The 24,277-nt window shown below is 69.5% G+C and carries 25 protein-coding genes; 13 read left to right on the top strand and 12 right to left on the bottom strand.

Features of this window, described 5'->3' with window-relative positions; all coding sequences use genetic code 11:
* The first annotated feature begins 97 nt into the window (after window positions 1-97).
* The 11 genes from V5F63_RS00735 (at window position 98) to V5F63_RS00685 (ending at window position 10,560) form a co-directional block, all read left to right on the top strand.
* A complete protein-coding gene (locus V5F63_RS00735) occupies window positions 98-1,120 on the top strand; it encodes an ABC transporter substrate-binding protein (protein ID WP_394101281.1) in 1,023 nt (340 codons plus the stop codon).
* Entirely contained in the window at window positions 1,117-1,878 is a 762-nt protein-coding gene (locus V5F63_RS00730; protein WP_394101280.1) for an ABC transporter permease, read from the top strand. Before V5F63_RS00735 ends, V5F63_RS00730 begins: the two co-directional genes overlap by 4 nt.
* Window positions 1,847-2,587 (top strand): ABC transporter ATP-binding protein, encoded by a 741-nt coding sequence (locus V5F63_RS00725; RefSeq protein WP_394101279.1) that lies wholly within the window; start codon window positions 1,847-1,849, stop codon window positions 2,585-2,587. The genes V5F63_RS00730 and V5F63_RS00725 overlap by 32 nt, the downstream gene beginning before the upstream one ends.
* Window positions 2,588-2,690: 103 nt before the next feature.
* Window positions 2,691-3,536, top strand: a complete 846-nt coding sequence (locus tag V5F63_RS00720; protein ID WP_509210816.1) for a quinoprotein relay system zinc metallohydrolase 2 — start codon at window positions 2,691-2,693, stop codon at window positions 3,534-3,536.
* Window positions 3,537-3,885: 349 nt separating this feature from the next.
* Window positions 3,886-5,691 carry a lanthanide-dependent methanol dehydrogenase XoxF5 gene (xoxF5, locus tag V5F63_RS00715; protein WP_209487132.1) on the top strand — a complete coding sequence of 602 codons (1,806 nt, stop codon included), beginning with the start codon at window positions 3,886-3,888 and terminating at the stop codon, window positions 5,689-5,691.
* A 350-nt stretch (window positions 5,692-6,041) separates the two neighbouring features.
* Window positions 6,042-6,542: a c-type cytochrome, methanol metabolism-related gene (locus V5F63_RS00710; RefSeq protein ID WP_245327878.1), complete on the top strand. Its 501-nt coding sequence runs from the start codon at window positions 6,042-6,044 to the stop codon at window positions 6,540-6,542.
* Window positions 6,514-7,407, top strand: a complete 894-nt coding sequence (locus V5F63_RS00705; RefSeq protein ID WP_394101277.1) for a substrate-binding domain-containing protein — start codon at window positions 6,514-6,516, stop codon at window positions 7,405-7,407. The genes V5F63_RS00710 and V5F63_RS00705 overlap by 29 nt, the downstream gene beginning before the upstream one ends.
* A gap of 68 nt (window positions 7,408-7,475) precedes the next feature.
* Window positions 7,476-8,018, top strand: a complete 543-nt coding sequence (locus tag V5F63_RS00700) for a PQQ-dependent catabolism-associated CXXCW motif protein (protein ID WP_394101413.1) — start codon at window positions 7,476-7,478, stop codon at window positions 8,016-8,018.
* Between the two features lie 140 nt (window positions 8,019-8,158).
* Window positions 8,159-9,007 (top strand): quinoprotein dehydrogenase-associated SoxYZ-like carrier, encoded by an 849-nt coding sequence (locus V5F63_RS00695; RefSeq protein WP_394101276.1) that lies wholly within the window; start codon window positions 8,159-8,161, stop codon window positions 9,005-9,007.
* A 69-nt stretch (window positions 9,008-9,076) separates the two neighbouring features.
* Entirely contained in the window at window positions 9,077-9,781 is a 705-nt protein-coding gene (locus tag V5F63_RS00690; protein ID WP_394101275.1) for a TerB family tellurite resistance protein, read from the top strand.
* Entirely contained in the window at window positions 9,781-10,560 is a 780-nt protein-coding gene (locus V5F63_RS00685; RefSeq protein WP_209487118.1) for an N-acetylmuramoyl-L-alanine amidase, read from the top strand. Before V5F63_RS00690 ends, V5F63_RS00685 begins: the two co-directional genes overlap by 1 nt.
* A gap of 66 nt (window positions 10,561-10,626) precedes the next feature.
* On the opposite strand, the gene V5F63_RS00680 is transcribed toward V5F63_RS00685, so the two are convergent.
* From V5F63_RS00680 to V5F63_RS00630, 11 genes are all read right to left on the bottom strand, one after another.
* Window positions 10,627-11,613, bottom strand: a complete 987-nt coding sequence (locus V5F63_RS00680) for a KpsF/GutQ family sugar-phosphate isomerase (RefSeq protein ID WP_394101412.1) — start codon at window positions 11,611-11,613, stop codon at window positions 10,627-10,629.
* Between the two features lie 138 nt (window positions 11,614-11,751).
* Window positions 11,752-12,366 carry an LbetaH domain-containing protein gene (locus V5F63_RS00675; RefSeq protein ID WP_394028400.1) on the bottom strand — a complete coding sequence of 205 codons (615 nt, stop codon included), beginning with the start codon at window positions 12,364-12,366 and terminating at the stop codon, window positions 11,752-11,754.
* On the bottom strand, window positions 12,363-13,070 hold the full coding sequence (locus V5F63_RS00670) for a DUF1045 domain-containing protein (protein ID WP_209487115.1): 708 nt from the start codon (window positions 13,068-13,070) through the stop codon (window positions 12,363-12,365). Before V5F63_RS00670 ends, V5F63_RS00675 begins: the two co-directional genes overlap by 4 nt.
* Window positions 13,071-13,087: 17 nt before the next feature.
* Window positions 13,088-13,726 carry an MBL fold metallo-hydrolase gene (locus V5F63_RS00665; RefSeq protein WP_245327288.1) on the bottom strand — a complete coding sequence of 213 codons (639 nt, stop codon included), beginning with the start codon at window positions 13,724-13,726 and terminating at the stop codon, window positions 13,088-13,090.
* 31 nt (window positions 13,727-13,757) lie between these two features.
* The gene (locus V5F63_RS00660; protein WP_394101274.1) at window positions 13,758-14,588 is read right to left on the bottom strand and encodes an alpha/beta hydrolase; all 831 of its coding nucleotides are present in this window, start codon (window positions 14,586-14,588) and stop codon (window positions 13,758-13,760) included.
* Window positions 14,589-14,621: 33 nt separating this feature from the next.
* Window positions 14,622-15,965, bottom strand: a complete 1,344-nt coding sequence (locus tag V5F63_RS00655; protein WP_209487111.1) for a DUF3422 family protein — start codon at window positions 15,963-15,965, stop codon at window positions 14,622-14,624.
* Between the two features lie 129 nt (window positions 15,966-16,094).
* On the bottom strand, window positions 16,095-16,349 hold the full coding sequence (locus tag V5F63_RS00650; RefSeq protein ID WP_209487109.1) for a GCG_CRPN prefix-to-repeats domain-containing protein: 255 nt from the start codon (window positions 16,347-16,349) through the stop codon (window positions 16,095-16,097).
* A gap of 109 nt (window positions 16,350-16,458) precedes the next feature.
* On the bottom strand, window positions 16,459-16,770 hold the full coding sequence (locus V5F63_RS00645; protein WP_209487107.1) for a GCG_CRPN prefix-to-repeats domain-containing protein: 312 nt from the start codon (window positions 16,768-16,770) through the stop codon (window positions 16,459-16,461).
* On the bottom strand, window positions 16,770-17,270 hold the full coding sequence (locus tag V5F63_RS00640; protein WP_209487105.1) for a Spy/CpxP family protein refolding chaperone: 501 nt from the start codon (window positions 17,268-17,270) through the stop codon (window positions 16,770-16,772). The genes V5F63_RS00645 and V5F63_RS00640 overlap by 1 nt, the downstream gene beginning before the upstream one ends.
* A 190-nt stretch (window positions 17,271-17,460) precedes the next feature.
* Window positions 17,461-20,007, bottom strand: a complete 2,547-nt coding sequence (locus V5F63_RS00635; RefSeq protein WP_394101273.1) for an ABC transporter permease — start codon at window positions 20,005-20,007, stop codon at window positions 17,461-17,463.
* The gene (locus tag V5F63_RS00630; protein ID WP_394101272.1) at window positions 20,004-20,723 is read right to left on the bottom strand and encodes an ABC transporter ATP-binding protein; all 720 of its coding nucleotides are present in this window, start codon (window positions 20,721-20,723) and stop codon (window positions 20,004-20,006) included. The genes V5F63_RS00635 and V5F63_RS00630 overlap by 4 nt, the downstream gene beginning before the upstream one ends.
* Here V5F63_RS00630 and V5F63_RS00625 point away from each other — a divergent pair.
* Window positions 20,722-21,447 carry an arylesterase gene (locus V5F63_RS00625; protein WP_209487100.1) on the top strand — a complete coding sequence of 242 codons (726 nt, stop codon included), beginning with the start codon at window positions 20,722-20,724 and terminating at the stop codon, window positions 21,445-21,447. The genes V5F63_RS00630 and V5F63_RS00625 overlap by 2 nt on opposite strands.
* A 163-nt stretch (window positions 21,448-21,610) precedes the next feature.
* Window positions 21,611-21,913 (top strand): hypothetical protein, encoded by a 303-nt coding sequence (locus V5F63_RS00620; protein WP_209487098.1) that lies wholly within the window; start codon window positions 21,611-21,613, stop codon window positions 21,911-21,913.
* Window positions 21,914-22,115: 202 nt separating this feature from the next.
* Here V5F63_RS00620 and V5F63_RS00615 read toward each other — a convergent pair whose 3' ends face one another.
* Window positions 22,116-24,122, bottom strand: a complete 2,007-nt coding sequence (locus V5F63_RS00615) for a c-type cytochrome (RefSeq protein ID WP_394101271.1) — start codon at window positions 24,120-24,122, stop codon at window positions 22,116-22,118.
* Window positions 24,123-24,277 lie beyond the last annotated feature (155 nt).

Below are 24,277 nucleotides of genomic sequence, written 5' to 3'. Positions count from 1 at the left end.
TATCGTTATGGACACTTCTTCCCGGCGCGGCCACAGTGGCGCGCATCGGGCGGGGTCGCGGGCGCGGCGCCGGCCGGAGGATTTCGGGAGGAAGGCCATGCTCACGCGCCGCCGCCTGCTGGCGCTCTCGGGCGCCGCGCTCTCCGGCGCTGCAGTCGCGGGTATCGGGTGGCACTCTCCCGTAAGTGCGGCCTCGCCGCCCATCCGTCTCGGCATTCTGCAGTTCGGCTCGGCCGCCTGGGAAATCGCTGCCATGGGTGCGCTGGGGCTCGATGCCGCCAACGGCATCACGCTCGATGTCACCCGCTATGCCAACAACGATGCCGGGCGCGTCGCCTTCATGGCGGGCGCGGCGGACGCCATCGTCAGCGACCTGCTCTGGGCGGCGCGGGTGAAGGCGGACGGCCGCGATCTCGTCTACATCCCCTTCTCCTCCTCGGAAGGGGCGGTGATGGTGCCCAAGGGCTCCCCCATCCGCTCCGTCGCCGACCTCGCCGGCAAGAGGCTGGGCGTCGCCGGCGGCCCGTTGGACAAGAGCTGGCTGATGCTGAAGGCGACCGCGCAGGAAAAGGCGGGGCTCGATCTCCAGACCGCCGCGCAGCCGGTGTTCGCCGCCCCGCCCCTGCTCGCCGCCGAGCTGGAGGGCGGCAACCTCGATGCCGCGCTGATCTACTGGACCTTCGCGGCCCGCCTCGAACCCAAGGGCTTCCGGCCGATGCTGACCGTCGAGGCCATGGTGAAGGGCTTCGGCCTCGCCCATGAGCCGACGCTGGTGGGCTACGTGTTCGACGGCGCCTTCGCCCGCGCGAACCCGGGCACGGTCGCCGCCTTCGCCGCCGCCTCGCGCGCCACCAAGACGGCGCTGGCTGAGCCCGATCCCGCCCGCTCCGGGCCCGGCTGGGCGGCGGCGCGGGCGCAGATGCAGGCGGGCGACGAGGCGACATTCGAGGCGCTCCGGCGCGGCTTCCTCGCGGGCATTCCGCGCCTGTCGCTTGCGGAAGAGCAAACGCTCGCCGCGCAGCTTTATGCGGTGCTGGTCAAGCTCGGCGGCGCAAAGCTGGTGGGCAGCGCCACGCGCCTGCCGGCGAACCTCTATTTCCAGGCACCGGCGGCGCGATGAAGTTCCTCTCCTCGGGCACCGCGGCGCGGGCAGCCTCGCTCGTCCTGCTGCTGCTGGCCTGGGAGATCGCGGCGACGGCCGCACACAGCCGTTCCCTGCCGGCACCGCACGCGGTGTTCGCCTTTATCGCGCGGGAGGCGACAGGGGGCGATCTCGTCTCCAACATCGCCATCACGCTGGCGCGGGTCGTCGTTTCCTTCCTCGTGGCCATGGCGCTCGGCTGCGCCATCGGCGTCGCGCTGGGCCGTTCGCGCAAGCTGGACACCGCCTTCGATACCTGGGTGATCGTGCTCCTCAACACGCCTGCCCTCGTCATCACCGTGCTCTGCTACATCTGGCTGGGGCTGACCGAGGCCGCTGCCGTGCTCGCCGTGGCGCTCAACAAGATCCCGACCGTTGCCGTGCTGATGCGCGAGGGGGCGCGTGCGCTGTCGCCGGAGCTCGACGAGATGGCGAGCGCCTTCCGCCTGTCATCCCTCGACCGGCTGCGCCATGTGGTGATCCCCCAGCTTCAGCCGCACATCGCTGGAGCGGCCCGCTCGGGTCTCGCGCTGGTGTGGAAGATCGTGCTGGTGGTGGAGCTGCTCGGTCGCCCCAACGGCGTCGGCTACGCCATTTCCGTCTATTTCCAGCTGTTCGACGTGACCGCGGTGCTCGGCTATTCGCTGGCCTTCATGGCGGTCATGCTGGCCATCGAATACGGCATGCTGCAGCCCTATGAAGCCTATGTCCGACGCTGGCGCCTCACCGCTCATTGAGGCGGTCATCCGCGCCAAGACCTATCGACGGCCGGACGGCGCCACGATGGAGGCCGTGCGCGGCGTCACGCTCGCTGTGAGGCGCGGCGAATTCGTCTGCCTGATTGGCCCCTCGGGCTGCGGGAAGACGACGACATTACGGATTCTCGCCGGGCTCGACCGCGTCTTCGAGGGTGAGGTGACGCCAGACCCGGCGACACTCTCTATCGGCGTCGCTTTCCAGGAGCCCCGGCTTCTGCCGTGGCGCACGGTGGAGGAGAACATCCGCCTCGTGCTGCCGAAAGCGCGCCGGACCATGGACCTCGCTTCGCTGATCGACCGATTCGGCCTTACGGCCCATGCGGCGCGCTATCCCGGGGAGCTGTCGCTGGGCCTCGCGCGGCGCGTCTCGCTGGCCCGTGCCATGGCGCTGGAGCCGGACCTCCTCGTGCTCGACGAGCCCTTCGTCTCCCTGGACACCCAGGCGGCGGCCGACCTGCGCCGCTACGTGGCGCTGGCGGCGGATGGCGGCACCAGCGTGCTCATGGTGACCCACAATGTGCGCGAGGCGCTGGAGCTGGCCGATCGCGTGGTGATGCTGGCGCCGCGGCCGACCCACGTCATCGAGGAGGTGTGTCTCGCCGTGCCCCGCGCGATGCGCGATGGTCCGTGGATCGAGGCCGAGCGCGCGGCGCTGGCGGCGCGTTTTCCCCTGTTGCGGGAGGGTTGAGATGCAACGTCCCGGAGCCAGCCGCTGGCAAGGGCTCGTCCTTTTTGCGCTGGCGTGCGTCGCCACGCCTGCTGCAGCGCAACCTCAACCGGAACCACTCGCGGTGCGCGAGATCGCCCCCGGTGTGTTTGTCCATCAGGCACCCTATGCCCTTGCTTTGCCGAAGAATCTCGGCTTCGTCGGCAATGCCGGCTTCGTCGTGGGCAGGGATGCGGTGGCGGTGATCGACACCGGCGGCAGCAAGGCGGCGGGGGAGGCGCTGAAGGCGGCCATCGGCGCGCGCACGGCGCTGCCGGTCCGCTACGTCATCAACACCCACATGCACCCCGACCATGTGCTCGGCGATGCCGCGTTCGTGGGACCGGGCGTGACCTTCATCGGCCATCACAACCTGCCGGAGGCGCTCTCGGCGCGCGCCGCCTCCTACCTGCCCGCCACCGCGCGGCTGATCGGGCCAGAGGCGGCCGAGGGCACGCGGGTGATTCTGCCCGACGAGACCGTGGACACCGTGCGCACCATCGATCTCGGAGCCCGGCCGCTGCGCCTGGAGGCATGGCGCACGGCCCACACGGCCACCGACCTGACGGTGTTCGACGAGACGACCGGCACCTGGTTTCTCGGCGATCTTCTGTTCCTGGGGCATGTCCCCGCCCTCGACGGAAAGGCGCTGGGCTGGATCGCGATCCTGGAGGAGATGAAGCGCCGCCCGGCGGCCCGCGTGGTGCCGGGCCACGGTCCCGCCTCCGCCCCCTGGCCCGAGGCGGCGGCGCCCACCGAGCGCTATCTCAACCGCCTTGTCGCCGATGTGCGGGCCAGCGTGAAGGCCGGCGGCACCATGGCGGAGGCGGCCCGCACGGCCGGTCGTGAGGAAGCGCCGCACTGGCAGCTGTTCGACGATTTCAACGCGCGGAACGCGACGTCCGCCTATCACGAGCTGGAGTGGGAATAGCGCCGCCGGCGTGCAGAACGCCAATATTGCTGCATCGCAATATTACCTTCCGCAACTTCGCGCATGCAGTATAAATCGCCGCGTCAACGGGACATTTGGCGTATTGCCTTGGGCGAAAACATTGCTTACGTTCCTCACAGCTTCGGCTTCAACAACTCCGTGCGGGGAACGCGGGGTTGGTTCGCAGGCCTGCGGGACGCTCTTGTCACCGCAAGGCTTCAGGGCATCACGCCGGTCGTGACACGCTGCCGAAGTAGATGGAGTCCCCCAAGGCGAAAAACAAACGCTCAGTGCGTTGACGCTCCACATGCGCGTGGACGCGGACCCGCATCCATCGGAGGAAGCCCGGATGAGACGTCTTTTGGTTTTGACCGCCACGGCGGCGGCAACCGCATTTTTCGGCGCGCCCGCCAGCGCGAATGACAGCGTTATGAAGCTGACCCAGGACCCCAATCAGTGGGTTCTGCAGACCGGCGACTACGCCAACACCCGCCATTCCAAGCTCAAGCAGATCACTGCCGACAACGTGAACAAGCTCCAGGTCGCCTGGACCTTCTCCACCGGCGTGCTGCGCGGCCATGAGGGCTCCCCGCTGGTCGTGGGCGACGTCATGTACGTCCACACGCCCTTCCCGAACATCGTCTATGCCCTCGACCTCAACAACGACGGCAAGATCATCTGGAAGTACGAGCCGAAGCAGGATCCCGCCGTTATCCCGGTGATGTGCTGCGATACGGTGAACCGCGGCCTCGCCTATGCCGACGGCAAGGTGTTCCTGCATCAGGCCGACACCAAGGTCGTGGCGCTCGACGCCAAGACCGGCAAGGTGGCCTGGTCCGTGGTGAACGGCGATCCCAAGAAGGGCGAGACCAACACCGCCACCGTGATGCCGGTGAAGGACAAGGTTCTCGTGGGCATCTCCGGCGGCGAGTTCGGCGTGCAGTGCCACGTCACCGCCTACGACATCGCCACCGGCAAGCAGGCGTGGCGCGCCTACTCCGTCGGCCCGGACAGCCAGCTTCTCTTCGACGAGAAGACCACCGCGCTCGGCAAGCCCGTGGGCAAGGATTCGTCCCTCGCCTCCTGGCAGGGCGACCAGTGGAAGACCGGCGGCGGCTGTACCTGGGGCTGGTATTCCTACGACCCGCAGCTGAACCTGATCTATTACGGATCGGGCAACCCCTCGACCTGGAACCCCAAGCAGCGCCCGGGCGACAACAAGTGGTCCATGACCATTTTCGCCCGTGACGCCGACACCGGCGTCGCCAAGTGGGTCTATCAGATGACGCCCCACGACGAGTGGGACTTCGACGGCATCAACGAGATGATCCTCGCCGACCAGCAGATCGGCGGCCAGAACCGCCAGACGCTGGTGCATTTCGACCGCAACGGCTTCGGCTACACGCTGGACCGCAAGACCGGCGAACTGCTCGTGGCCGAGAAGTTCGACCCGGCGGTCAACTGGGCTTCCAAAGTGGACATGGACAAGAACAGCCCGACCTATGGTCGTCCGCTGGTCGTGGCCAAGTATTCCACCGAGCAGAACGGCGAGGATGTGAACTCCACGGGCATCTGCCCGGCGGCCCTCGGCACCAAGGACCAGCAGCCCGCCGCCTACTCGCCTGACACCGGCCTGTTCTACGTGCCCACCAACCACGTGTGCATGGACTACGAGCCGTTCAAGGTCAGCTACACCCCCGGCCAGCCCTATGTGGGTGCCACGCTCTCCATGTTCCCGGCTCCTGGCAGCCATGGCGGCATGGGCAACTTCATCGCGTGGGATGCCAAGAAGGGCAAGATCGTGTGGTCCAACCCGGAGCAGTTCTCCGTGTGGTCCGGCGCGCTCTCCACCGCCGGCGGCGTGGTGTTCTACGGCACCCTCGAAGGCTACCTGAAGGCGGTCGATGCCAAGACGGGCAAGGAACTCTACAAGTTCAAGACCCCATCCGGCATCATCGGCAACGTCATGACCTACACCCACAAGGGCAAGCAGTATGTGGCTGTGCTCTCGGGTGTCGGCGGCTGGGCCGGCATCGGCCTCGCGGCGGGCCTCAACGACCCGAACGCCGGCCTCGGCGCGGTGGGCGGCTACGCGGCCCTCAGCAACTACACCGCCCTCGGCGGTCAGCTGACGGTCTTCGCCATCCCGCAATGATCGGGCGGCGTTAAGGCCAGGCGCATCCCGCATGCGCATTCGGGCCGGCCTGGGGAGACCCCCGCCGGCCCGATCCTTTTCCAGGGGGCAGGAGCGCTTTGCCGGTCAACGCCGGAATGCGGACCTGTGCCCGAATCCCGGTGAGCCGTGCCGATCGGAAGGCCGTTCACCCGGGACCATTCCCTTCGGCACCGGCCGTGTCCGCGCAACGGGCCGCCGGCTCAAGGCTCTACTCGCGAAACCGTAGACGGGCCGGTTGCCATGGCAGCGCCGTCTTCGCCCTTCGTCCGTCGTTTTGGAGAGATCGTGTGGTTTCTTTCGTCCCCCCGACCCGCGCCGGCGCCTGCTTCCTGGCCGCGTTCTCGTTCGCCCTTGCCAGCACCGCCTCGCTCGCCGAGACCACCAAGCCTGCGGATCCGAAACCCGTGAAGGAGGAAGGTGGCCGCTATTTCGACGTCGCCGGCGCGCCCACCTACAACATCAAGCCCGATGGGCAGGTGGACTGGCTGACCTATTCCGGCTACCGCCGCTACCACGCCGAATGCCACGTCTGTCATGGCCCCGACGGCATGGGTTCCACATATGCGCCTTCGCTGGTGGATTCGCTCAAGACCATGAACTTCGACCAGTTCAGCGAAGTGGTCGTGGGCGGTCGCCAGAATCTCGGCGGCGGCAATGACCGGGTGATGCCCTCGTTCGGCCTGAACAAGAACGTCATGTGCTACCTGGACGACCTCTACGTCTATCTGCGCGCCCGCTCCGACGACGCGATCGGCCGTGTCCGACCCGCCAAGCGTGACGAGAAGTCGAAGGAGATCACCGATGCCGAGAAGGCCTGCCTCGGCGAGTAGGGAACGGTTCGCGCCCTTGCTGGCGTCGCTCGCGACGGCAGCTCTCGCCGCCATCCTGCTGCTGAGCCCCTCCGGGGCCGGCGGACAGCAGATCCCCGATCAGGTTTCGGCGGATGCCCTCCGGGTGTGCGCCGATCCCGCCAACATGCCGTTCTCGAACGCGGCCGGCGACGGCTTCGAGAACAAGATCGCGGCCATCGTCGCGGACGAGCTCAAGGTGCCCGTGCGCAATTACCTGATGCCGCAGGGTCCCGGCTTCGTGCGCAACACGCTCGGCCGCCGCCTGTGCGACGTCATCATCGGCTACGTCGCCGGTGCCGATCTCGTGCTGCACACCAATCCCTACTACGAATCGGTGTTCGTGCTGGTGGTGAAGGCCGGGGGCCCGCTCGACGGCGTGACCCAGCTGTCAGACCCGAAGCTGAAGAGCGCGAAGCTCGGCGTCATCGCCGCGACCCCGCCCGCCGACCACCTGCTCGAGCTTGGGCTCATCGGCAATGCCCGCACCTATTCGCTGCTCGTTGACCGGCGCTATGCCTCTCCGGCCGAGGAGATGCTGGCGAGCCTTGATGCCGGCGAGATCGACGGCGGCCTGCTCTGGGGTCCGACCGCCGGCTATTTCGCCGCGCGTTCCACAACGCCGCTCAAGGTGATTCCGCTGGTGAAGGAGGCTGCGCGGCCGGCGCTGGCCTACCGGATCACCATGGGCGTGCGCCCCACGGACCACATCTGGAAACAGACGCTCAACACCGTCCTGCGCAAGCGCGCCGACGACATCGAGAAGGTGCTCGTCGCCTATCATGTCCCGCTGCTGGACGAGGACGGACAGCCGATCCCGCCGCCCGCTGGGACGCCGGGCCAGTGAGCCGGAGCACGCAGAACGTGGGCGGGAGCTGCCGTTTGGCTCTTGCGATCCTCGGCGCGCTCGCGCTGATCACGCCGCCCGCCCTTGCCCAGCCCGCTGCGGCACCCGCCGCATCTCCTGCCTCGGCCGCTGCTGCACCCGCCGAACCCGAGGGCTACCGGCTGGAAGCCTATCGTGCGCCGGTGCCGGCGACGCTCAGCGGCGCCCGCGTGCTTGATGCCGTCGCTGCGGCGGCGCTGTGGCGCAAGGGCGGGGTCGCCTTCGTAGACGTGCTGCCACGCCCACCAAAACCTGCCGGCCTCCCGGCGGGAACCGTGTGGCGCGACCAGCCCCATTCCACCATTCCCGGTGCCGTCTGGCTGCCCAATGTCGGCTTCGGCGCGCTCAACGCGGAAACCGACGGCTATTTCCGCGCCGGCCTTTCCGCCGTCACGCGCGGCGATGTGAATGCGCCGCTGGTGATTTTCTGCCAGCGTGATTGCTGGATGTCGTGGAACGCCGCCAAGCGCGCCCTCGCCTACGGCTACACGGACGTTTTCTGGTTTCCGACCGGCGTGGACGGCTGGGGCGACGCCGGACTGCCGCTGGAAGCGGTGGAGCCACGCCCCTAGGGCCTTTTCGAGCGAAGCGGATACCGGTTCGCGAGACGAAAATGCGCTTCAGGGCGAACCGGGTGAGCCCGCGCCGCCGACACGCGTGGCACGGACGAGAAGGCCGAAACGGCCATGATGGACTTTTGGGAGGCAACGCCATGAAGCGCTCAAACCTGCGCTCTTCCGCCCACACCGCGGGCGCTGTGCTCGCAGCCCTGCTCGCGGCAACGCCGCTCGCCGGGATGCTGGCCAGCCCCGCCGCCGCCCAGTCGGCGCAGGCCGACCCCGACAGGCCGGAGGCGACCTGGGCGGCCATTCGCGGCGACATCTTCCCTTCGGCCAAGATCGCCGACGCCGGCAATGCGGTGCGGATCGACGCACCGGGCCGGGCGGAGGACGCCGCCCTCGTGCCGCTCACCCTCGCCCTCGACCTGCCGAAGGACGATCCGCGCACGCTGAAAGCGGTGACGCTCATCATCGACGAGAACCCCGCCCCCGTGGCCGGCCGATTCGCCTTCGGCGACGGCATCCGTACCTTCTCGCTGTCCGTGCGGGTGCGCGTGAATTCCTACAGCTGGGTGCGCGCCGTGGCCGAGACGAGCGACGGCGCCCTCCTCATGACCAAGGCCTATGTGAAGGCGGCCGGCGGCTGCTCCGCGCCAGCCACCAAGGACACGGCGGAGAGCATCGCCAGGCTCGGCGAGATCCGCTTCCGCTCCTTCGCCGAGGCCGGACGGCCGGAGGCGCAGGTGCAAATCCGCCATCCCAATTTCTCCGGCCTGCAGATGGATGAGGCGACGCGCGGCTACACGCCGGCCTGGTTCGTGCGGGAGGTTCAGGTGAAGCAGGGGGCCAAGCTCATCTTCGCCATGGAGGGCGGCATCTCCATCAGCGAGGACCCGACCTTCCGCTTCAGCTTCACCCCCTCCGCCGCGCCCGTCTCGGTCCGCGCCGAGGATACGGAAGGCAAGGTCTTCGCCCGCACCTTCCCGGGCAACGGGAGCTGATTCGCACGCGCCGCCTTGCCGACGCCGCATCCCTGCTCTAGCTCCGCCGGAACGGATGCGGAGGATCAGGTGGCTTACGGTCTCATCGGCGGGGCGGGCATGGGTTTTGCGCTGGGGGGGCCGCTCGGCGCCCTGCTCGGGGCCTTGGCGGGGCATGTGCTCGACCGCGTGCTGCTGGCCCCCGCGCCCAAGCCGGCCGCCTTCTCCATCGCCCTCATCGCCCTGTCCGCCAAGATGGCCAAGGCCGACGGCGTGGTGGTGCCGGCGGAGGTGGAGGCCTTCCGCGAGGTGTTCGACATCCCGCCCGAGGATCTCGATGCGGTGGCACGCGTCTACAATCTCGCCAAGCAGGACACCGCCGGCTTCGAGGCTTACGCCCGTCAGGTCGCCGACATGTTCGCCGACGCGCCGGACACGCGGGAAGACCTGCTCGACGCCCTCTTCCACGTCGCCAAGGCGGACCACGCGCTGCACGAGAAGGAGCTCGTCTTCCTCGCCGAGGTGGGCCGCATTCTCGGCTTCGAGGGTCCGGCCTATGAGCGCATCGAGGCGCGTCATGTGCGCCGGCCGGGCGATCCCTACGCCGTGCTCGATCTCGATCCGGACGCCGGAGACGACGAGGTGAAGGCCCATTGGCGCGCGCTCGTGTCCGCCCACCACCCCGACCGTCTCGCCGGCCGCGGCCTGCCGCCCGCCGCCATCAAGCTCGCCAACGACCGCGTGGCGGCGCTCAATGCGGCGTATTCGGCCATCGCGCGGCAGAGGGGGCTGTGATGGACGCGCCAGCCCTTCTCGCGTCCGATACCGCGCTGGTGGACGCTCTCGTCCCCTCCCCCAATTTCGGCGTGCGCAAGGCCGCCGTGGACATGCTGGTGCTGCACTACACCGGCATGGAGAGCGCCGATGCCGCCATCGAGCTGCTGCGCACGCCGGCGGCGGAGGTCTCCTGCCATTATGTGGTGCGCGAGGACGGCAGCATCGTGCAGATGGTGGCGGAAGGCGCGCGCGCGTGGCACGCGGGCCTGTCGTCCTGGGAAGGCATCACCGATACCAATTCACGCTCCATCGGCATCGAGATCGTCAACGGCGGCCACGATTTCGGCCTGCCGCCCTTTCCGGAGGCGCAGATCACGCGGGTGATCGCCCTGTCGCGGGACATCATCGCCCGCCATGGCATCCGCGCTGATCGGGTGGTCGCCCATTCGGACATCGCCCCGGCGCGCAAGCGCGATCCGGGCGAGCGCTTTCCGTGGGCTGCGCTCCATGCCGCCGGGGTCGGCCATCTGGTGCCGGAAGCGCACATCACCGGTGGGCGCTTCTTCATGCTGGGGGATTCAGGAGAGCCGGTGGCCGCGCTCAAGGCGATGCTGGCCTATTACGGCTACGGCATCGGCCTCGAGGATACCTATGATGCGGTTACGGCCGAGGTGGTGGCCGCCTTCCAGCGCCATTTTCGCCCCTCGCAGGTGGACGGTGTGGCGGATGCCTCCACCCTGCTCACCCTGCGCAACCTGATCGCGACCCGGCCGGAAAGCGCGATCCCGGTCGCCTGAGGCGACGCGGGATATGCCTCCGCTCACGTGCCGCGCGGGCTTGAGCGGGCGCACGGCGCCAGTTGGTCAGGCGATGCCGGTGAGCAGCAGGTCGTGGATGTGCAGCACGCCAACCGGCGCCCTGTCCTCCACCACCAGAAGCGCGGTGATCTTGCGCGCGTTCAGGATGTTGAGCGCCTCGGACGCGAGCTGATCCGGCCGCACCGTCTTAGGCGCGGGGGTCATGATCTCGTCCACCGGGCGGGCGGCGAGGTCGTTGGCCATGTGACGCCGCAGGTCGCCATCGGTGACGATGCCGGCGAGGGCTCCGTCCTCGCCCACCACGCCGACGCAGCCAAGGCCCTTGGCGCTCATCTCCACCAGCGCCGCGCCCATCTGCGTCCCGCTGCGCACCAGCGGCACGGCCTCGCCCGCGCGCATCACGTCGCGCACGAACTTCAGGCTCGCGCCGAGCTTGCCGCCCGGATGCAGCTGGCGGAAATCGAGCGCCGTGAAGCCGCGGCTCTGCAGCAGCGCCACCGCCAGCGCATCGCCCAGCGCCAGCTGCATGAGGGTGGAGGTGGTGGGGGCGAGCCCGTGCGGGCAGGCCTCCGGCGCCACCGGCAGGGTCAGCACCACGCTCGCCGAGGAAGCGAGCGCGCTGGTGGCGTTGGACGTGAAGGCGATGAGCGGCACGTCGAAGCGGCGCGAATACTCCACGAGGTCGCGCAGCTCCACCGTCTCGCCGGACCACGACAAAGCGACGATGACGTCGTCGGTGGTGATCATGCCGAGGTCGCCGTGGCTGGCCTCGGCGGGGTGGACATAATGGGCCGGCGTGCCTGTTGAGGCGAGCGTCGCGGCGATCTTGCGCGCGACGTGCCCGCTCTTGCCCATGCCGGTGATGATGACCCGGCCGTGGGAATTCTGGATGGTCGCCACCGCCACGTCGAAGGCGGCGCCGAGCGGCCCGGCCATGGCCTTGGACAGGGCTTCGAGCCCGGCCTTCTCGGCATCGAGGGTCGCGAGCGCGGAGACCACGGACGCGGGATGGACATGGGGGACGGGCGCCATCTCGCCAGAGCCGTCGGGAGCGCTGTCGGAAGGGGCCTTGTTCGCAGGAGAACGCATCATCGTCGATGATTAGCACCGTTCCGCGCCGAAGGGGAGCGGCCGGGCGCGGGCGGTATTTGGCTGGCTGACGACCGGCCCTCAGCCTTCGTATTTCTCGAGAAACGCCTCGATGGGCAGGTTGCGGAAGTCCGGCAAAGCGGCGCGGAGCTGCGCGTGGGTCCAGTCCCACCAGCCGAGCGCCTGCAGGCGGGCGGCGATCTCCTCCGGGAACCGCCATTTCACGAGGCGCGCGGGCACGCCGGCGACGATGGCGTAGGCCGGCACATCCTTTGACACCACCGCACCCGCCGCCACCACCGCCCCGGTGCCGATGCTGCGGCCGGCCAGCACCACCGCGCCATGGCCGATCCAGACGTCGTGCCCCATGGTCAGCTGCTGGTCGCGCCGCCACTGGAAGAAATCCGTCTCGTCCTCCTCGCCCGGGAAATAGGCGGAGGCGCGATAGAGGAAGTGGGATTGGGACGCCCGCCAGGTGGGGTGATTGCCCGGATTGAGCCGGGTCATTGCGGCGATCGAGCAGAACTTGCCGATGCGCGCATAGGCGATGTCGGAATCGTTCACCACGTAGGAGTAATCGCCCATCTCCACTTCGAGCAGCTTGGTGCGCGGGCCGACCTCGGTGTAGCGGCCGAGGGTGGAGGCGCGCACCTGTGCGGTGGGATCGATGAGCGGCGTCTCGCCGAGCTGCTTCACTGGGTGGCCCCCAGCGGGAAGCGGCGCAGCAGCCGGAATCGGGGCGCGCCCGGCTCCTGCACATAGAGCGCGAGATCGGTGACGAGGGCCGGAACGTCCGCCCCGCTGGCGGCGAAGGCGGCGGCCAGTGCGTTGAGTGCGTGTCCCCGCTCCAGCTCCGGAAGCGGGCCGGTGAGCGTCATGTGGAAGCGGAATTCGTCGAGGACATAAGGATAGCCATAGGCTTCCAGATAGCCGATCTGGCGGGCCGAGAGCCGTTCGGGCCGGCGCCGGGCGATCTCGGCGGCGGAGAGCGGCGCGCGCAGACCGTCCAGCTCCAGCACGGCCGAGCGGGCGAGATCCTCCAGCTTCGGTGCCGGCACCGCCGGCACCAGCGCCACGAAAGGTCCGATGGCGCGGACCTCCAGCGGCGGCATCTCGAACGCATGATGGCCGGCGGCGCACCGAGCCATGAGCTGTGCCAGATCGTCTTCGGCCACGCCGTCCGCGAGCCGGAATGGCGCCTTCAGCGTGCCGTGGAAGCCATAGCGGCGTGGCTCGGCCGTCGCCTGTTGCCAGGCCTCCGCGTCGAATCCGGCGATGTCGGGAGCGGCCGGCGCGTCGCCGGTCTCCGCATCATAGCCCAGCACCGCCGAGCCGAACCGCCACAGGGCACCGTCGGACGGCGGCGCGACATAGACGGCGTAGCGGCGCTGAGCGGTCACGGGCGGGCTCCTGAGGATCAGCGCAGGAAGGGGTTGTGGGCTTTTTCGTCGCCGATGCTCGTGACAGGACCATGACCGGGCAGGCAGACCATGGTGTCGCCGAGCGGCAGCAGCTTTTCCCTGATGCCCTTGATGAGCAGGTCGGGATCGCCATAGGGGAAGTCGGTCCGCCCAACCGAGCCGCGGAACAGGGTGTCGCCGACGATGGCGAGACCCACCGGGCGATGCACGAACACCATGTGGCCCGGCGTATGCCCCGGCACGTGCAGCACCTCGAGCGACACGTCTCCGACGGTCACCGTGTCGCCCTCGTTCAGATAGAGGTCCGGCGTCACCGACCGGGCGCCCTCGATGCCGTACTTCTGGGCCATGCGGGGGATGTCGTCGATGATGAACTGGTCCTCGGCGCCCGGGCCCTCCACCTTCACGCCGAGGCTCTCGGCCAGTTCGGCGGCGCCGGCGGCGTGGTCCACGTGGCCGTGGGTGAGCAGGATCTTCTCAATCGTCGCGCCGGTCTCGGTGATGGCGGCGCGGATGCGGTCGAGATCGCCGCCGGGGTCGATCACCGCGCCCTTCATGGTCTTGGTGCACCACAGGATGGAGCAGTTCTGCTCGAACGGCGTCACCGGCACGACGGCAATCTGGATGGGCTGCATGAAAGGTCCGTTCTGAGGTGTCGTCCGCCGGTCACTGGGAGATGGCGCGGGCCATCTCCACCAGCCGGCGCACCATGTGCGAGGTGGGATCGGCGAGCGCGTCCACCACGGTGAAGTGGTTGGCGCCGGGCACGTCGAAGGCCTGCGCGGCCACGCCCCCGGCACGCCAGCTGGCGGCGAGGTCATGGGCCTGACGCAGGAATTCCGCGCTCTCCGCGCCGCCGACGAAGGCATCGAAGCTGCGTCCCGCAGGCACCGGCCAGAACGCCGGGGAGAGGCGGCGGGCCTCTTCCGCGTCGAGGCGCAGCGCCTTGTTGATGGAGGTGGGTATCAGCGGCTCCAGCTCATAGACGCCCGAGATACCGAGCCCCGACGGGATAAGATCGTCAGGCGTGTCCACGTCGATTTCGCGCCAGGAGGTGGCGGTGAGTGCCGCCGCGAGATGGCCACCGGCGGAGTGGCCGCACACCACCAGCGGACGCCCGGCGAGGCGGTAGAGGGTGATGGCCGCCGCCCGCGCCTGGGCGAGGATGGTGCCCACCGGCACCAGCGGCGCGAGGTCGTAGCCGGCGAACGCCATGGCCACCCCGTGGGCGAGGCAGCCGGCAGCGGCAAAGGTGAAATCGCGCGGGTGCAGGGACTGGAAGTAACCGCCGTGGATGAACAGCACCACCGGCGCCTGCCGGTCGGTGCCGGGCCAGATGATGTCGAGGATCTGCCGCGGCCCCGAGCCATAGGGCGCGCCGAGGTCGGCCGCCACGGCCGCGCCGCGCATGACGGCCGAGCTGTGCGCCCAGCGCTCGAAGATGGCGGGATGGTCCGGCACGCGGGCGCGGTTGTTGTATTCGACCTCGTGGTCCATCGGCCCTCCCCTGACCCTTTCAATCCCCGTGGCTCAATCCTCGTCGCCGTGTGCGCTGCGGATGCGCCGCACCACGGACCAGACACCCAGCAGCGCCAGCGGCACCGCGGCGGCCGTCACCAGCCCGACGTCGAGGTGGATGCCCAGCGTCTTCACGTCGACACCGCTCTCGTGGATGCCTTCGGCGAGATGGTGCACGAGGCTGACGACATAATAGGAAATCGCCGCGACGGACAGGCCCTCGACCGTGCGCTGAAGGCGCAGCTGAAGGCGGGTGCGCTCGTTCATGGAGGTCAGCAGGTCGCGATTCTGCTGCTCCAGCTCCACGTCCACGCGGGTGCGCAGCAGGTCGGCGGCATTGGCGAGCTTTTGGGCGATCTTCTCCTGCCGCTCCTCCAGCGTGAAGCAGGTGCGCATGGCCGGCGCCATGCGGCGGTCGAGGAATTGCTGCCAGGTGGGAAAGCCCGGCACCGACATCTCGCGGATGGTGGCGAGGCGCAGGCGCACGATCTCCATGTAGGCGCGGCTGGCGCCGAACCGAAACAGCGAGGCGGTGGCCCCCGCCTCAAGCTCGGCCGCGAGCGCCACCAGCTCATCCAGCAGGCGGTTGTTGTCGCTGAGGCCCTTGGCAGACATCATCTCGGTGGCGGAGCCGGCCAGTCGCTGCTCGATCCGCGCCACCTCGGGGGCGAGGCGCTGCGCCTCCGGCAGGCCGAGAAGGGCGAGCGTGCGGTAGGTCTCGATCTCCAGCACCCGCTGCACCAATGCGCCGCACGCATCGGCGCCGAGGCCACGGTCGCGCACCAGGATGCGGACGAATCCGGACGGATCGGCCACGAAGTCGGTGGCGATCTCGGCGAAGCCGTCGTTCACGTCGGACCGTGCGAGGCTCGATCGGTCGAATACTTTCTCGAGGAAGAAGTCCTCGGCGGTGTCGCGCAGGAGGTGGAGGTCCACGGCCACCAGCAGCGGGCCGGGCTGCGCCAGCTCGCCGAAGGGGCTGGCCAGCGTCACCGCTGGCGGCTGGAACGGCAGCGCACCGGGCTGAAGGTCAACGGATGGCAGGTCCCAGGTGTAGGTGCAGAATTCGGCATGGCTCTCCCAGCGCAGCTCGGCGCCGCCGAAGGAGACATGGTGATACTTCGCCCCCGGTGCCGGGGCCGGAAGTCCGCGCGCGACGCACAGGGCGGCGAGCGCGGCGCGATCGGCCTGGGCGCCCGCGGCATCCAGCAGGAAGGCCGCATGCAGCATGCGGCGCGGCGCCGAGACCGGCACGAAGGGGCGCGCATGCAGCTCCCTGAGGACAGCCGCGCGCAGCGGGTGGGCGCTCAGCGCCCGCCCTTCGCCGATGACGAGATCCGCCTCGCCTTTTGTCATGATGGCGCCCCCTGCCGTTTTCTCCGTGCTTGCACGGCAGCGCCGCCCGATCAAGCGTGCGGCGCCCGTCCTGTGGTCGCAGCGGACCGGCAGAGGCGCACCTGCTCCTGCGTCAGCGAGGGGCTGGCCTCACCGGCAGACGCGCACCGGACCCCACGGGCCGGGGCGCCACCAGCAGTAGCGCGGGCCCCAATAGGGGCGCCAATAGTTGGGGCGGCAGCCGCCCCAGGGGCCGCGATGCCAGCCGATGCCGCACCCGCCGGCGACCGTCTGGACTGTCCCGAGCCGGTCGAGGGGCTGCGGCGCCGGGAAGGCGGCGGCCGCACCCATGCCGAGCCCGAGGAAGCCGGCGGCGGCAGCGGCGATCAGGATCTGTTTGCGCATGAAGACTCTCCAAATGCCGAGAGCGGGGCGGCGCAAGACGCCGCCGTTTCCTGACGCGAGAGGCAGGACGGCGGACCGGCCGCCGTCCGGAAAATGCTTCAGCGGCGCTTCAGTTGCAAACGCGCACAGCGCCGTAGGGCCCCGCCCGCCACCAGCAGCGCGGCACGGGCGCCACCACCACCGGAGCCGGCGCGACCACGACCGGACGCGGCGCCACGACAACCGCGCCCGGGGCCACATAGACGGCGCCGTTGGGACGGCAGCCGCCCCACGGACCGCGATGGAAGCCGATGCCGCAGCCGCCGGCGACGGTCTGCACGGTCGCGACATCAAGGGCCCGCGGCGCCGGGAAGGCGGCGGCAGGCGCGGCCAGCGCGCCGAGCGCCGGCGCGACAAGGGCGAGAAGGGTCAGCGCGCGCATCATTCCTCCTCCTCGAAGATCCACAGCTCGGAGGTGTTGGGCTGCTGGCCGTTGTCATGCACCCCGAGGAAGGTGGGGATGCGGTTGCGCTGGGCGGGGGTCAGCGAGGCCACGAAGGGCTTGGCCGCCTCGACAAAGCTCGCCAGCGCCTTGCCGCGCGCCTGCTCGGCGGCGGCCACGTTGGCGAGCACGTCGAGCACGGTGGCCGGAGGCGGCGCGGAGAGGCGCTTTTCGCGGCGCTCGATGGCGCCCTTCACCGCGTCGCGGATGGAGGCTTCCACTGGCGGCCAGAGCTTCTCCTGGTCGGGGGTCAGACGCAGCACGGTCTTCAGCGCGGCCAAGCGGGCGTCCAGCACGGCCGCCGCGTCTTCGGCGGTGTAGGGCGCGGCGTCGGGGGGAGCGGCGGGCGCCGGCTGGGCGGCCGCGATGCCGCTCGCGAACACCGTGCCGAGGGCGACGGCGGTCGCCGAGGCGAGGGCGAACTGACGGAAAGAGCGCATGTCGTTTGCTCCCTGTGCGGTCCGGCGGAGTGCCGGCCGGTCTGTCCGGGATCGTGCCGGACGCGATGCTCATCCGGTGCCGCGCCGATTCGCGGGGCGTGGTCACGGTGCCATTTTGGTACCATTCCTTCGCGGGCGGGGGTAAAGATTTCGTGGAGCCGGCGAAGAACTCATCACGTCAAATACTTCGCTAAAGGTGCCTCAACACCCGGGCCGGCGGTGCCGAGAGGGCCTTGAGCGTGCCCAGCAGCCCCACCACCAGCGTCACGGCCAGCGCCGCCCCCACCGCGCCGAAGGCGGCAAGCGGCGCGAAGGTGAAGGGGATTTCCATCACCTGCGTGACCACGCCCCAGGCCGCCGCCGTTCCCGCCGCGGTCGCGACGACGGCGGTGGCGAAGCCGAGCCCGGCGTATTCGAGGCCATAGGCGAGGGTCAGCCGCCCACGGGTGGCGCCCAGGGTCTTGAGGATCACCGCATCATAGATCCGCCGCTCCCGCCCGGCGGCGAGCGCACCCGCCAGAACGAGCACCGACGTGATGAGCGTGACAAGGCTCGCCGCGCGGATGCCGAGGGAGAGGTTGTCCAGCATCTTCTGCGCCTCCTCCAGCGTCTCCTTGACCCGCACGGTGGTGATGGCGGGAAAGCGCGCGGCCATGGCTTTGAGCAGCGCGATCTCCCGCGCCGTGTCGCCCCCATCGGGAAAGGCGAGGGTCGCCAGCACCGTATAGGGCGCGCCGGCGAAGGTCGCGGGCGAGAACACCATGACGAAGTTGATGCCGAGCCGCTCCCACTTCACCTGCCGCAGATTGGCGATGCGGGCGGTGACGCTGCGACCGAGCACGCTCACCGTCACCGTGTCCCCGAGCGCGAGCCCGAGGCCTGCGGCGAGCTCGCTGTCGAAGGAGACGAGGGGCTCGGTTTCCTCGCCCGTCCACCATTTTCCGGCGACCACGGTGGAGCCGTCGGGAACCGCGGCAGACGAGGAGATGCCGCGGTCGCTTTGCAGAACCCAGGCGGCGTCGGGACGCGGCTTCACCTCCTCGGCGGGCGTGTCCTTCACATGGGTGATGCGGCCGCGCAGCATGGGCACCGACTTCACCACCGCCCCCGGTGCCTGTTCGGCGAGGAAGGCGCGGAAGTCCGCCTCCTCGCTGTTGGGCACGTCCACGAAGAAGAAGCTGGGCGCGCTCTCGCGCACGGGACCGTTCAGCTCGCGGTTGAGGCTGGCGTCGATCAGCGAGATGCCCACCAGCAGCGACAGCCCAAGCCCGAGCGAGAGCACCACCGACGGCGTCAGCGCGCCCGGCCGGTGGATGTTGCCGAGAGCGAGGCGCGCCGTCGCACCGCGCGGGCGGGGCGCCCGCCGGGCCAGAGCCATCAGGCCGGAGGCGACCAGACGCAGCAGGACGAACACGGCGGCGGCGGCGGCGAGGAAGATGGCGGCGGCCCTTTTGTCGTCGGAGGTGAGGAGGGCGAGCACCACGAGCGCCGCTCCGAGGCCGCCGACCAGCAGCAGATAGGGCAGCGCGATGCGCCGCCGCATCTCGCCGATGCCATCCCTGAACAGCGCCGAGACCCGCGCCTCCTGCGCCCGCGCCAGCGGGATGACCGAGAACACGCCGGCCACCAGCAGCCCATAGAGCGCCGCCCGCATCAGCGCCGCCCCGTCGAGGGTCGGGTTCAGCGGGAACGGCACCAGCGCGCCGATGGCGGCGGCGGCGCCGAAGGGCAGCGCCGCGCCCAGCAACAGGCCGAGCACGATGCCGCAAGCGGCGATGAGGCCGATCTCCGCCCCATAGGTCAGAAACACGTCGCGGCGCGTCGCGCCCACGGCCTTGAGGGTGGCGATCACCTCCAGCTTGCCGGCGAGATGGCTCGACACCGCATTGGCGACACCCACCCCGCCCACCAGCAGCGCGGTGAGCGCCACAAGGGTGAGAAACTGGCTGATGCGCCCGACATTGCGGGCAAGCTGAGGCGTCGCGCCGTCGCGGGTGCGCACCTCGAAGCCGGCGCGGCCCATGGGCTCGCGCACCTCCTCCATCACCGCCTTGAGCTCTTGCGGCGAAGCATCATCCAGCAGCAGGCGATAGCTCCAGCGCACGAGGCTGCCGGGCTGGATGAGGCCCGTGGCCGGCAGCGCCGCCTGGGAGATGAGGAGGCGGGCACCGAGGCCGACACCGGAGGACAGCTTGTCCGGCTCGCTGGTGAGCGCGGCGCGGACCTCGAACGTGGCATCGCCCACGCGGATGCGCTCGCCGACCTTCAACCCCAGCCGGCCCAGCAGGACGGGATCGGCGACGGCGCCGTACACGCCGCCGTTCTCCCGCAGGGCGTCGGCCACGGACAGGGGCGGATCGAGCCCGACCGTGCCGACGAGAGGATAGGTGCCGTCGACGGCCTTGAGTTCGGCGAGGGTGGCATCGCCCGCCTCGGTCCTGGCCATGGCGCGCAGCAGGGCAACGGAGCCCAGCGTGCCGTGGCGGTCGAGGCTGGCGCGCTCCTCGTCCGTCATCTCCCGCTGCACGACGCTGAAGCCGGCGTCACCGCCGAGGATGGCGCGGCCCTCCCGCTCCAGCCCCTGGGTGAGCGCGCCGGCGAAGGAGCCGATGCCGGCGATGGCGGCGACGCCCAGCACCAGGCAGCCGAGGAAGATGCCGAAGCCGCGCCGCGCCCCGCGCAGCTCCCGGAGAGCGAGGCGCAGCGGCACGGGAAGCCGCGAGGAGGAAAGGCTCATCGGGCGGCCACCTCAAGAGCCACCTTCGTATCCTCCTCGATCACCCCCGAGCGCAGGCGCAGCACCCGGCTGCACCGGCGGGCGAGCGCTGCATCGTGGGTGACGAGCACCAGCGTCGTGCCGCGCGCGCGGTGGACGGAGAAGATGAGGTCCATCACCTGCCGGCCGGTGGCCTCGTCCAGATTGCCGGTGGGCTCGTCCGCCACGAGAATGGGCGGCTCCGGCGCAAGCGCGCGGGCCAGCGCCACGCGCTGCTGCTCGCCACCGGAAAGCTGGCCCGGATAATGCTGTGCCCGGTCGGCGAGGCCCACGTTGGCCAGCTCCTGCCGGGCGCGCTCGAAGGCGTCGGCGCGGCCCGCGAGTTCCAGCGGCACCGCCACGTTTTCCAGCGCGGTCATGGTGGGGATGAGGTGGAAGGACTGGAAGACGATGCCCACATGCCGGCCACGGAAGCGCGCCAGCCGGTCCTCGCCAAGCCGCGTGATGTCCGTGCCGGCGACGCTCACCTGCCCCGCATCCACCCGTTCCAGCCCGGCCATCACCATGAGCAGCGTCGATTTGCCGGAGCCGGACGGACCGACGAGGCCCACGGCCTCGCCTGCCCCGATCTCGACAGAGATGTCCTTCAGGACATGAACCCGGGCCGCCCCCGCCCCGAGGGAAAGGTCCACATGCTTCAGCGCGATGGTGCGAAGCGGAGAGGAAATATCATCCATGCGTGGGTTTGCCGTGCGTCCGGAGCTGCGTTGGGTCGGGCAGGAACGAAGGAAGCACCTGCCGGGTGCGTCATGGGAACGGGCATTTAAGGCGGTGGCGGGGCTGATCGCCGCTTTCCTCGTCTTCACGTTCGCGTCAGGGGCGGAGGCGGCGACCCTGCGCATCGTCGCCTTCGGGGACAGCCTGACGGCCGGCTATGGCATCGCGCGCTCCGCCGCATTCCCCGCCCGCCTCGAAGCCGCGCTCAGGGCGAAGGGGCTGGACGTGAAGGTGGAGAATGCCGGCGTCTCCGGCGAAACGGCGAGCCAGGGCCTCGCCCGCCTCGACTGGTCGGTGCCGCAGGGCACGAACGCAGTGATCGTCGAACTCGGCGCCAACGACATGCTGCGGGGGCTCGACCCGGCGGTGACGCGCAAGGCACTCACCGAGATCGTCCAGCGGCTGCGCAAGCGCGGCATCACCGTGCTCCTCGCGGGCATGAAGGCCGCGCCCAACATGGGCCAGCCCTATCGCGAGGCGTTCGACAGGATATTCCCGGACATCGCCGCCGCCGAGGGCGTGCTGCTCTATCCCTTCTTCCTGGAAGGCGTTGCTGGCGACCGCGCGCTGAACCTACCGGACGGGCTCCACCCAACTCCCGAGGGTGTCGACCGCATTGTCTCCGGCATCCTGCCCACGGCGGAGCAATTGGTGGCGCGTGCGCGGGAGGCGAAGGCGCAGTAGCACCGAAGGAATCTGCTCAATTATCGGGCGATATTTTCCCGACCGCGCAACGCTTGACTATTTCGCGATCACCCATCTAGATTTCGCCGCTTTTCAGCGGGTCTGCCCCGCCAGTCCAGTTGCGTCCCAGCGTATTTTTCAATGACAGCAGTGAGAAACGATAATGGTCCGGGAATTTGAGTATCAGGGAGAGACCTTTCGCGTCACCGCCCATGGCATCCATGGCCACGAAGAGATCTTCATCGTTCATATCGAGGATGGTGGCGTGGAGGGCGGCGAAATTTCCATCGACCGCATGACCGAGGAGAACGACACCAGCGCGCCCCTCGAAGACATCCTCGTGATGCTCTGCGACAAGCTCATTCCCCAGAGCGACATCAAGGTGCAGGATTCCAGCGCCCCGTTCGCCTGGCGGGAGGGCAACGTGGTGTTCGAGGTCCACGACGGTCTGCAGAGCCACGACTGACGCCTTGGGGCATGGCCGCCCAATCTTTATTGCGGGAAAAAGCAAACGGCCGCCCCGGTTTCCGGAGCGGCCGTTTCACATGAAACACGGTTAACGGTTCCTGAAGCGCCGCCCTCGCCTGCCCCGGCGCGGTGTGCGCCGGGCGTCCGGATCAGGCCGGAGAGGCGGGAGCGGGAAGCCCCGGACGCGCCGGGGCCTGGCCTCACTTCTTCTTGGCGGGCGCAGCAGGCGCCGGCGCGGCCGCGGGAGCGGCTTCCACCACGGTCTTCCTCGGCGGCAGCAGCTGGAGGGTCTGCACGGCCTGGCCGGCGAACTGGTTGAGCAGCGCATTCTGCTCCGCCACCGAGGTCTTCACCTGCGCCACCGTCCGGCAGTAGGACGCGATGAGCGCGTTGGCGACATCCGCCGGCCGCGCCTTCGGGTTCTGCTGGTAGAGCGTGGTCGCCGCCGAGGCGATGGCCGCGCCCTGCATGGGGGGCTTCACGCCGGTGAGCAGCTTGGCCGCCCCCGCCGAGAGGTCGGCCGGCACCGCCTTGCCGTCATCGGCCGGGCAGGCGAGCTTGTCGGCGAGGCTGGCGGGCTCCTTCAGCACGAGGCCGGGGCCGACCGGCAGCGCCCAGGCGATGGGCTGGCTGTCCACCGGGCCGGACACGGTGCGGCGGGACACTTCCATGGCCGCCTGGAGGGTGAAGCGGCGCAGCTCCGCCGTCTTCTGCCAGTCGGGCGCTTTGCTCTTGGCCACCACCGGGCAATAGGCGGCGGTGAGGGCATCCACGATCGTGCCGGAGCCGGACGAGCCGGAGGCGGCCTTGTAGGTGTCCACCATCATGGGAATGGAGCGCTGGCCGCCCGCCATCATGGCCGAGAGCGCGGCCACCGCCTTCGCATCGGGACCATCCGAGCCGGGGGCGCCGCCCACGTCCGGGCAGGTGAAGGCGGAGGCGGCCTGCGTGCCGTAGTCCGGCACGTTGGCCGTGGCGCGCCAGGCGGCGACCATGGAGGCGTTCACGTTCGGCGGGGCGGTATTGCCCCACGAGGTGCGCACGTAGTTGGCGAGGTCGGCGATCTGCTGGTCATCCAGCCGTCCGGCGAAGGAGGGCATGGCGCCGTAGGTGCCGCCAGGGGGCAGGCCGCCGAGCACGGCCATGATGATGTTGTAGGGCTCCGCCGCGACCACGGCCGGATTGCCCGCAAGCGCGGGGATGGTGTCGCCGCGACCCGCGCCCTTGTCCATGTGGCAGACGGCGCAATTGTCGATGTAGAGCTTGGAGGCCCGCGCATAGACGTCAGCCGAAAGCGGCGACGCCTTCTGCACCGCCGGCTTGTCGGCCGGGGGCGGGGCATCGAACAGATAGGTGACGAGGGCGGCGCGGTCGTCCGCGGTGAGCTTGCTCAGGGAATCGTGGATCACCTCGGCCATGGGGCCGAACACCGAGGTCTTGCCCGGCGCGGAGCCGGAGGCGAAGAAGCTGGCGAGGGTCTCCGGCGTCCAGGTCTTCTTGAGCGAGGCGGTGTCGATGTCCGGTGCCCAGAAGCCGTCGATGTCGGCGCCCAGGAAGGCGGCCTTGGCCTTGGTCGCGCCCATCAGGTTGCGCGGGGTGTGGCAATCGCCGCAATGGCCAAGCGCGTTGACGAGATAGGCGCCGCGATTCCACGCATCGCTCTTGCCCGCGGTCGGGTGGAAGCGGCCCTGGTCGAAGAACAATTCGCGCCACGCCAGCATGCCGAGGCGGATGTTGAAGGGGAATTCCAGCTGGTTGTCCGGCGGGGTGTTGGGAACCGGCGGAATGGCGCGGACATAGGCCCACAGGGCCTTCATGTCGTCGTCGGTGATCTGCGTGTAGGCGTCGAACGGCATGGCCGGATAGAGATAGGCGCCGTCCTTGCGGATGCCGTTGCGCACGGCGTTCACGAACTCATCATAGGTCCACTTGCCGATGCCGGTGGAGCGGTCGGACGTGATGTTGGGCGAGTAGATGGCGCCAAAAGGCGTATTGAGCGCGAGGCCCCCGGCGAAGGGCTTGGACTTGTCGCCCGTATGGCAGGGCATGCAGTCCGCCGCCTTGGCGATGTACTCGCCACGCGCGACCAGCGCCGGATCGGCCGAGGGGTCGGGAGCAAACTGCGCCAGGGCCGGCGACGCGGCGCCGAGAAAGGTGGCGGCGGCAAGCGCCGCGAGCCGGCGCGTGTAACGGGACACCCTGACCATTTCATCCCCCATGTTCATCCCCCATGTTCATCCCCCATGAGATTCGCTTCGGCGTACCTTAGACATTTTTCAGGAAGGCGACATTGATCGAAAATCGTCCAGCGAGATTGAACGAAACTCCGGCGGAGTGGATATAGCTCAAGCCCCCGCCGGCG

The sequence above is a fragment of the Xanthobacter wiegelii genome (genome assembly GCF_043193855.2).
GTDB classification, from domain to species: Bacteria; Pseudomonadota; Alphaproteobacteria; order Rhizobiales; family Xanthobacteraceae; genus Xanthobacter; species Xanthobacter flavus_A.
This window is presented reverse-complemented; position numbering and strand designations above follow the sequence as displayed.

Excerpts from the sequence above, each read along its gene's own strand:
- V5F63_RS00735 (WP_394101281.1), top strand. The coding sequence starts at position 98 with ATGCTCACGCGCCGCCGCCTGCTGGCGCTCTCGGGCGCCGCGCTCTCC.
- V5F63_RS00730 (WP_394101280.1), top strand. The coding sequence starts at position 1,117 with ATGAAGTTCCTCTCCTCGGGCACCGCGGCGCGGGCAGCCTCGCTCGTC.
- V5F63_RS00725 (WP_394101279.1), top strand. The coding sequence starts at position 1,847 with ATGTCCGACGCTGGCGCCTCACCGCTCATTGAGGCGGTCATCCGCGCC.
- xoxF5 (WP_209487132.1), top strand. The coding sequence starts at position 3,886 with ATGAGACGTCTTTTGGTTTTGACCGCCACGGCGGCGGCAACCGCATTT.
- V5F63_RS00705 (WP_394101277.1), top strand. The coding sequence starts at position 6,514 with ATGCCGAGAAGGCCTGCCTCGGCGAGTAGGGAACGGTTCGCGCCCTTG.
- V5F63_RS00695 (WP_394101276.1), top strand. The coding sequence starts at position 8,159 with ATGAAGCGCTCAAACCTGCGCTCTTCCGCCCACACCGCGGGCGCTGTG.
- V5F63_RS00685 (WP_209487118.1), top strand. The coding sequence starts at position 9,781 with ATGGACGCGCCAGCCCTTCTCGCGTCCGATACCGCGCTGGTGGACGCT.
- V5F63_RS00680 (WP_394101412.1), bottom strand. The coding sequence starts at position 11,613 with ATGGCGCCCGTCCCCCATGTCCATCCCGCGTCCGTGGTCTCCGCGCTC.
- V5F63_RS00665 (WP_245327288.1), bottom strand. The coding sequence starts at position 13,726 with ATGCAGCCCATCCAGATTGCCGTCGTGCCGGTGACGCCGTTCGAGCAG.
- V5F63_RS00660 (WP_394101274.1), bottom strand. The coding sequence starts at position 14,588 with ATGGACCACGAGGTCGAATACAACAACCGCGCCCGCGTGCCGGACCAT.
- V5F63_RS00655 (WP_209487111.1), bottom strand. The coding sequence starts at position 15,965 with ATGACAAAAGGCGAGGCGGATCTCGTCATCGGCGAAGGGCGGGCGCTG.
- V5F63_RS00650 (WP_209487109.1), bottom strand. The coding sequence starts at position 16,349 with ATGCGCAAACAGATCCTGATCGCCGCTGCCGCCGCCGGCTTCCTCGGG.
- V5F63_RS00645 (WP_209487107.1), bottom strand. The coding sequence starts at position 16,770 with ATGCGCGCGCTGACCCTTCTCGCCCTTGTCGCGCCGGCGCTCGGCGCG.
- V5F63_RS00640 (WP_209487105.1), bottom strand. The coding sequence starts at position 17,270 with ATGCGCTCTTTCCGTCAGTTCGCCCTCGCCTCGGCGACCGCCGTCGCC.
- V5F63_RS00635 (WP_394101273.1), bottom strand. The coding sequence starts at position 20,007 with ATGAGCCTTTCCTCCTCGCGGCTTCCCGTGCCGCTGCGCCTCGCTCTC.
- V5F63_RS00625 (WP_209487100.1), top strand. The coding sequence starts at position 20,722 with ATGCGTGGGTTTGCCGTGCGTCCGGAGCTGCGTTGGGTCGGGCAGGAA.
- V5F63_RS00630 (WP_394101272.1), bottom strand. The coding sequence starts at position 20,723 with ATGGATGATATTTCCTCTCCGCTTCGCACCATCGCGCTGAAGCATGTG.
- V5F63_RS00620 (WP_209487098.1), top strand. The coding sequence starts at position 21,611 with ATGGTCCGGGAATTTGAGTATCAGGGAGAGACCTTTCGCGTCACCGCC.
- V5F63_RS00615 (WP_394101271.1), bottom strand. The coding sequence starts at position 24,122 with ATGGTCAGGGTGTCCCGTTACACGCGCCGGCTCGCGGCGCTTGCCGCC.